Genomic DNA, 5,557 nt, shown 5'->3' with positions numbered 1-5,557 from the left:
TAGCTGGATATTTTTTTCTTTAAAAGTTATTAACCAAATAATTAGTGGTTTCTACCTTAGATTACGCAAATGGCAACTAATCTACATCTTTACTGATGAATAGTTCTTTGACTAAGGCTGAACTTACGTATTAGTGAGAAATTCAGGAGAAATAACATGGCATTTTTTTTCGGCACTACAAGTCCTGACAATATTTCTGGGACTTCGGGAAATGACACCATAGTTGGTTGGGCTGGTAATGGTAATGCCAATAGTCCCTCAGGTAACGATATCTTGAATGGTTTGGCTGGTGACGATTCCCTTGCAGGTGGGACGGCAAACGACAGTCTAATCGGTGGAAATGGCAATGACACACTTGATGGGGGCTTAGGTGCTGACACCTTGAATGGGGGAGCAGGCAATGACACCTACATAATTGACAGTGCTGTTGATAGGATTATCGAAGCTGCGAATTCAGGCACAGATACCGTCCGGTCTTCTGTCACCTACACACTAGGCGCCAATCTGGAGAATCTGACGCTGAGGGAAGGTAGCGACATCACTGGGACAGGTAACAGTCTTAGCAACTTCATTTTTGGTAATACTTCTAACAACATTTTGAATGGCGGAGGAGGCAATGATACTCTAGATGGTAATAATGGCAATGATATCCTCAATGGTGGCGACGGCAATGATAGTCTACAGGGCGGGCCAGGCAATGACGTACTCAATGGGGGGGCTGGAGACGACATCCTCATCGGTGTTTTCCCTGGTAGTCCGCTTCCACCTGGAATAGGGGAAACTGATCGCTTCACAGGTGGGGCTGGGGCAGATAGATTTATCCTGGGTGACGCTGCAAATGTTTTCTATGACGATAACAACACTACGAATCCTGGTTTTGGGGACTTCGCTACTATTACTGACTTCGACTCTAGCCAAGATCAAATTGAACTCAAAGGACCTCCACAGGACTATCGTCTGCAAGCTGTTGGAAGCAACACACGAATATTCTTAGACAAACCGGGAACAGAGCAAGATGAAATCATAGGTATTCTGGAAGGGAAAACCAATCTCAGACTTGATAGTGATGACTTCCTTTTCTATGAGCGGGAAAATGCTGGAGAAGGTACAAACAACTCACTAGAGGGCGCTGAAGGATTAGGTTCCTTATCATCAGGCTCAAACATTAATCTCTTGGCCCAGTTGGCAACAGTTCAACCAGGGGATAATTCCGATTTCGACTTTTTTACATTTTCTTTAGCAAATCCAGAAACTGTCACTATCAGTACGGTGACACCTGGAGATACAGTTCTCGGTCTGTTTAACAGTGAAGGGAATTTAGTGACTAGTAACGACGATAGTGGCGATGGCAATTCGTCATTAATCACTAGTTTCCTGGATGCAGGTACGTACTCCATTTCAGTGAGTAAATTTGCTTTCTTGCCTGAAGATGGCGGAATTTTCTCTGGTAGCAGCTCTAACGCTGATTTTTCTTATACCCTACAAGTCAGTTTGGCATAAGAACGTTGTCAACTTAAAGATTGTACTGACATCGGAATGCAGATTCAAGGATAATTTTCTTCCTAACTAGGGGAACACGGCAACGTGTTTCCCTTTACTCGACAAGAGAATTTGACCGATCAATTCTTTCTTGACAGATCACTACGTATGCAGAATAAAAACAAGTCCAGTACCAGATACCCATCTTCGTAATGCAGAGGTATTTAATCAAAATCTGTCGGTAAATCTGGTTGGCGATAATGCTGGAAAAGCCGCGTGATTTGCGCTGGTGTCACACGTCCGATGGAAAGTTCTGGTAATGCATGTTCAGCAAAAAAACCTACTTCTTCAGTTTCAATACTTGATGATGGAGAACCACCAATAAGTTCACACTTAAAAAACAGCTTGTAGACATAAAACGGAAACGGTGGATGTCCCTGTTTGTCTCTGTCATAGACTGCTAATAGTTTGATCGCGCGTGCTTGATATCCAGATTCTTCATATACTTCTTTCACAACTACCTCACTGGGCGACTCGCCGACATCAGCCCATCCACCAGGTAAAGTCCAACAGCCGTCAGCTCGTTCTTTGACTAATAATATAGTATCATCACGAAAAATTGCTCCTCGCACATCAACTTTGGGAGTTGCATATCCTACTTCACGGCTAAACAAATCGAGAACATAGCTGTGTTCTACATTCGAGTAAGTCGCCATAATTTCTGTGGTGATCGCTCGTAATTGTTTATAGCGTTCGATATCAAAAGGGTTTTCAGAATAAGTCAAACCATTTTGAGCGATCGCTTGTAATTTTTGCGCCCATTCCAGCCATTTTGGTTCCACAGTTTTTTCCAATTTTGTGTAAATTAGTGCAAGCAAGTACCTGATTAATAAATTTTATTTTATGATGCTTCTTAATCCATCTCGAAAAATCTGAAAACTTCTACTGGGGTCATCCATTTGATAGTGAATTTTTTTGTGATTAATTTCGGGATTTTCACCACTAATTACTTCACCTCCACCATTTTCAAACTTAATAAAATCAAATGGTTTTCCATGATAACCGCGCTTCCATTTGAGAGTTTCTCTTGAAACAATTGGCGCTCCATTTGGTAAAGCAATAGCAACTGTATAGGTGATTTTAGGAGATTTATTATCTTCACGATACTTAATTACAATTTCAATTTCTTGACCTTGGCAATCACGGGAGATAACTTCTTGAAATCTTCCTCGCTTTTCTAAGGCTTTGCGAACATTAGTAGTAAGGCAATCTGAAAGAAAACCTATCACATCAAAAAAAGTAGTCTTGCCACTACCATTAGGGCCAAGGAAAACAGAAAAAGGTTTGATATCTTTTAGGGTAATATTTTGCAGAACCCTATAGTTTTTGACTGAAATTTCTTCAATTCTTGCCATTACAGTTTCACCTCCACAAGTTTGGTAGTATGGTTGCCAAAAATGCTAATAAATATAGTAAGGGTACGGTATACCGCACCCTTACTACAATTGTCAAAAACTACCAAATTTTTCAGTAGCTTAAGAGCTAATTTTCTTAAGCATCATCTAAAGCTGCAATTCCAGGTAAAACCTTGCCTTCAAGCAACTCCAAGCTAGCGCCGCCGCCGGTGGAGATGTGGCTCATTTGATCGGCTAAACCAACCTTTTCCACAGCCGCTACTGAGTCGCCGCCGCCAATGATAGTGGTTGTACCAGTTTTGCTAATTTCGGCAAGGGTATGAGCGATCGCTTCCGTACCTGCGGCAAACTTATCAAACTCAAACACACCCATCGGCCCGTTCCAAATTACCGTTTTGGTATCTGCAAGGGCTTCTTGGAAAACTTTCACCGAGTCTGGGCCAATATCCAAACCCATACCATCATCGGGGATGTTCTCAATGCTGACGGTTGTCGCATTAGCATCAGGAGCAAACTTATCTGCTGATACGATATCCGTGGGTAACAAGAAGGTAACGCCCCGTTCCTTAGCCTTAGCTTCCAAAGATTTCGCTAGTTCTAGCTTGTCTTCTTCCACCAATGACTTACCAACATTCAAACCACGGGCTTTGTAGAACGTGAAAATCATCCCACCACCGATGATCAGCTTGTCGCACTTGTCCAGCAGTGTTTCAATCACGCCAATTTTGCTAGAAACTTTGGAACCGCCAATAATTGCCGCCAAAGGACGTTGGGGATTTTCAATGGCGTTTTGCAGATATTCTAATTCCTTCTCAACCAAATATCCAGCCACAGAAGGACTGAGGAATTTAGTCACACCTTCAGTAGAAGCATGGGCGCGGTGTGCAGTACCAAAAGCATCATTTACATAAAAATCAGCATTAGCTGCCAATTTTTTGGCAAATTCTGGGTCGTTTTTCTCTTCTTCTGGGTAAAAACGCACATTTTCCAGTAACAGCACTTGGCCATTTTGCAACGCGCCAACTTTAGCTGCAACTTCATCGCCAATGGAGTCATCAGTTTTAATGACTTCTTGCCCCAGTAACTCAGACAGACGCTTGGCAACGGGAGTTAGGCGTAATTTGTCATCCACACCCTTGGGACGGCCAAAATGGCTGGTGAGAATGACCTTAGCTCCCTTCTGCGTCAAATCTTGGATGGTTGGTAGAGCGGCGCGAATGCGAGTATCGTCGGTAATGTTGCCTTGATCGTCCACAGGCACGTTAAAGTCAACCCGCACTAAGGCACGTTTCCCAGAGATATCAGCCGAAGATAAACTTGCTAAACTTTTTTTGGACACACCAAACTCTCCTGATTGCCTTTTTGTTATTGTTTTGAAAGTAGAACCATCAAGATTTTACCGGAGTCAGGGGTACCCAAGTGACAGAGATATTTAAGACAGTACTATTTCCTATTGATCAAAGCCGGGAAACGCGGGAAGCTGCTGATATGGTGACCAACATAGTTAAAAAGTTCGGCAGTCGCTTGGTGCTGCTGTCTGTGGTAGAAGAACCATCTCCAGATGCGCCTAGTGCAGATCCGATGGTGTCACCAGAGGTAGTTGCCAAGCTGCTGGAAAATGCCCAATCTTTATTTTCTGGGCAAGGAATTAAATCCGAAATCCTAGAAAGGCAAGGTAAACCAGCTTTTACTATCTGTGATGTCGCTGATGAAATCGGCGCCGATTTAATCATTATGGGCTGTCGAGGGCTAGGCTTGACTGAAGAGGGAGCGGATGATAGTGTTACTACTCGCGTGATTAACCTTTCCCCTTGCCCAGTGCTGATTGTGCCCTAGCAGTGCTAAGTGCCCAGGAGCTAGTGTGTTGCTCAATACTAATAATATTTGTAGCGATCGCCAACTTTTGAAATTCTTCTTAATTTTTATCAAGGAAGGCAGTTCAAGAGTGAGGGCAATCTTCCTCCTGCCTTCTGCCTCCTTTAATAAGAAATAAGATGCGTTTACCATGTATTAGCCCCTCTGCGTGATACGCTGCTGGAAGATCACGACCATAAGTAGAAAGCCGCCGCAAAGCACGAGCTGCCACCACGGAGTAATAGTCCCTTCGAGGGACAGGAACGAAACCAATAAACCCTCTGCCCTGCCAAACAAGTCCTGATGCTGGCGATGGTACGGCAATCGACTTCTCTTCGGTGATGCTCAACGCCAGCTTGCGTGCAGCGCTTGCGGTGAATAACGTAACGTGAGTTCGACAGCGATCGCCCCGAATTTTGCGTTAACACCGACCTTGCTAGGATCGCCCATACCGAGCCTCGCCGTCTCGACGAGTCCGGCCAGCCCCGCAAGCAGGACTATATAGACGATGTATTTCACGCGTTCCGCACGGATGCCCGCAGCGCGTCTGTACCATCAAGAAATTCTTTAACCGAACGGTATTGAGGGGCAAAGAGCAGACATCAGATTCCTATAAAAATACTCTACTGATTTATTTGCCTCAGTAGAGTATATAAATGTACATGTATTTTATGCCTATAAGCATTATCTTATCCGATAGTAAATCTTTATACTTTAGTGTAAATACTGAGTGTTTTTAACAGCAAGCGACTTGTGACCTTTTTTTAATTAAAAATTAAAAGTTAAAAATTAAAAATTAATCAGAATAA

Annotated in this window: 6 protein-coding genes; 2 read left to right on the top strand and 4 right to left on the bottom strand. The window is 43.3% G+C overall.

Going from position 1 to position 5,557, the window contains the following annotated elements; all coding sequences use genetic code 11:
* Positions 1–156: 156 nt before the first annotated feature.
* Positions 157–1,500, top strand: a complete 1,344-nt coding sequence (locus ACFFAP_RS35255; RefSeq protein ID WP_375515564.1) for a pre-peptidase C-terminal domain-containing protein — start codon at positions 157–159, stop codon at positions 1,498–1,500.
* Between the two features lie 203 nt (positions 1,501–1,703).
* Here ACFFAP_RS35255 and ACFFAP_RS35250 read toward each other — a convergent pair whose 3' ends face one another.
* The 3 genes from ACFFAP_RS35250 to ACFFAP_RS35240 all read right to left on the bottom strand — a co-directional run bounded on the left by ACFFAP_RS35250 (position 1,704) and on the right by ACFFAP_RS35240 (position 4,233).
* Entirely contained in the window at positions 1,704–2,321 is a 618-nt protein-coding gene (locus tag ACFFAP_RS35250) for an NUDIX hydrolase (protein WP_375515563.1), read from the bottom strand.
* Between the two features lie 54 nt (positions 2,322–2,375).
* Entirely contained in the window at positions 2,376–2,894 is a 519-nt protein-coding gene (locus ACFFAP_RS35245) for an AAA family ATPase (protein ID WP_375515562.1), read from the bottom strand.
* Positions 2,895–3,030: 136 nt separating this feature from the next.
* The gene (locus ACFFAP_RS35240) at positions 3,031–4,233 is read right to left on the bottom strand and encodes a phosphoglycerate kinase (protein ID WP_375515561.1); all 1,203 of its coding nucleotides are present in this window, start codon (positions 4,231–4,233) and stop codon (positions 3,031–3,033) included.
* Between the two features lie 89 nt (positions 4,234–4,322).
* Here ACFFAP_RS35240 and ACFFAP_RS35235 point away from each other — a divergent pair, with 89 nt between their 5' ends.
* Positions 4,323–4,730, top strand: a complete 408-nt coding sequence (locus tag ACFFAP_RS35235; RefSeq protein ID WP_375515565.1) for a universal stress protein — start codon at positions 4,323–4,325, stop codon at positions 4,728–4,730.
* Between the two features lie 206 nt (positions 4,731–4,936).
* On the opposite strand, the gene ACFFAP_RS35230 is transcribed toward ACFFAP_RS35235, so the two are convergent.
* Positions 4,937–5,176, bottom strand: coding sequence for a hypothetical protein (locus ACFFAP_RS35230; protein ID WP_375515560.1), 240 nt, complete (start codon positions 5,174–5,176; stop codon positions 4,937–4,939).
* Positions 5,177–5,557: the final 381 nt, after the last annotated feature.

This window comes from uncultured Nostoc sp. (genome assembly GCF_964245575.1).
Lineage (GTDB): Bacteria > Cyanobacteriota > Cyanobacteriia > Cyanobacteriales > Nostocaceae > Nostoc.
Note: the sequence above shows the minus strand (reverse complement) of the source record. Positions and strands in the feature narration are given on the sequence as shown.

Coding starts and splice junctions, on each gene's coding strand:
- ACFFAP_RS35245 (WP_375515562.1), bottom strand. CDS start 2,894: ATGGCAAGAATTGAAGAAATTTCAGTCAAAAACTATAGGGTTCTGCAA.
- ACFFAP_RS35255 (WP_375515564.1), top strand. CDS start 157: ATGGCATTTTTTTTCGGCACTACAAGTCCTGACAATATTTCTGGGACT.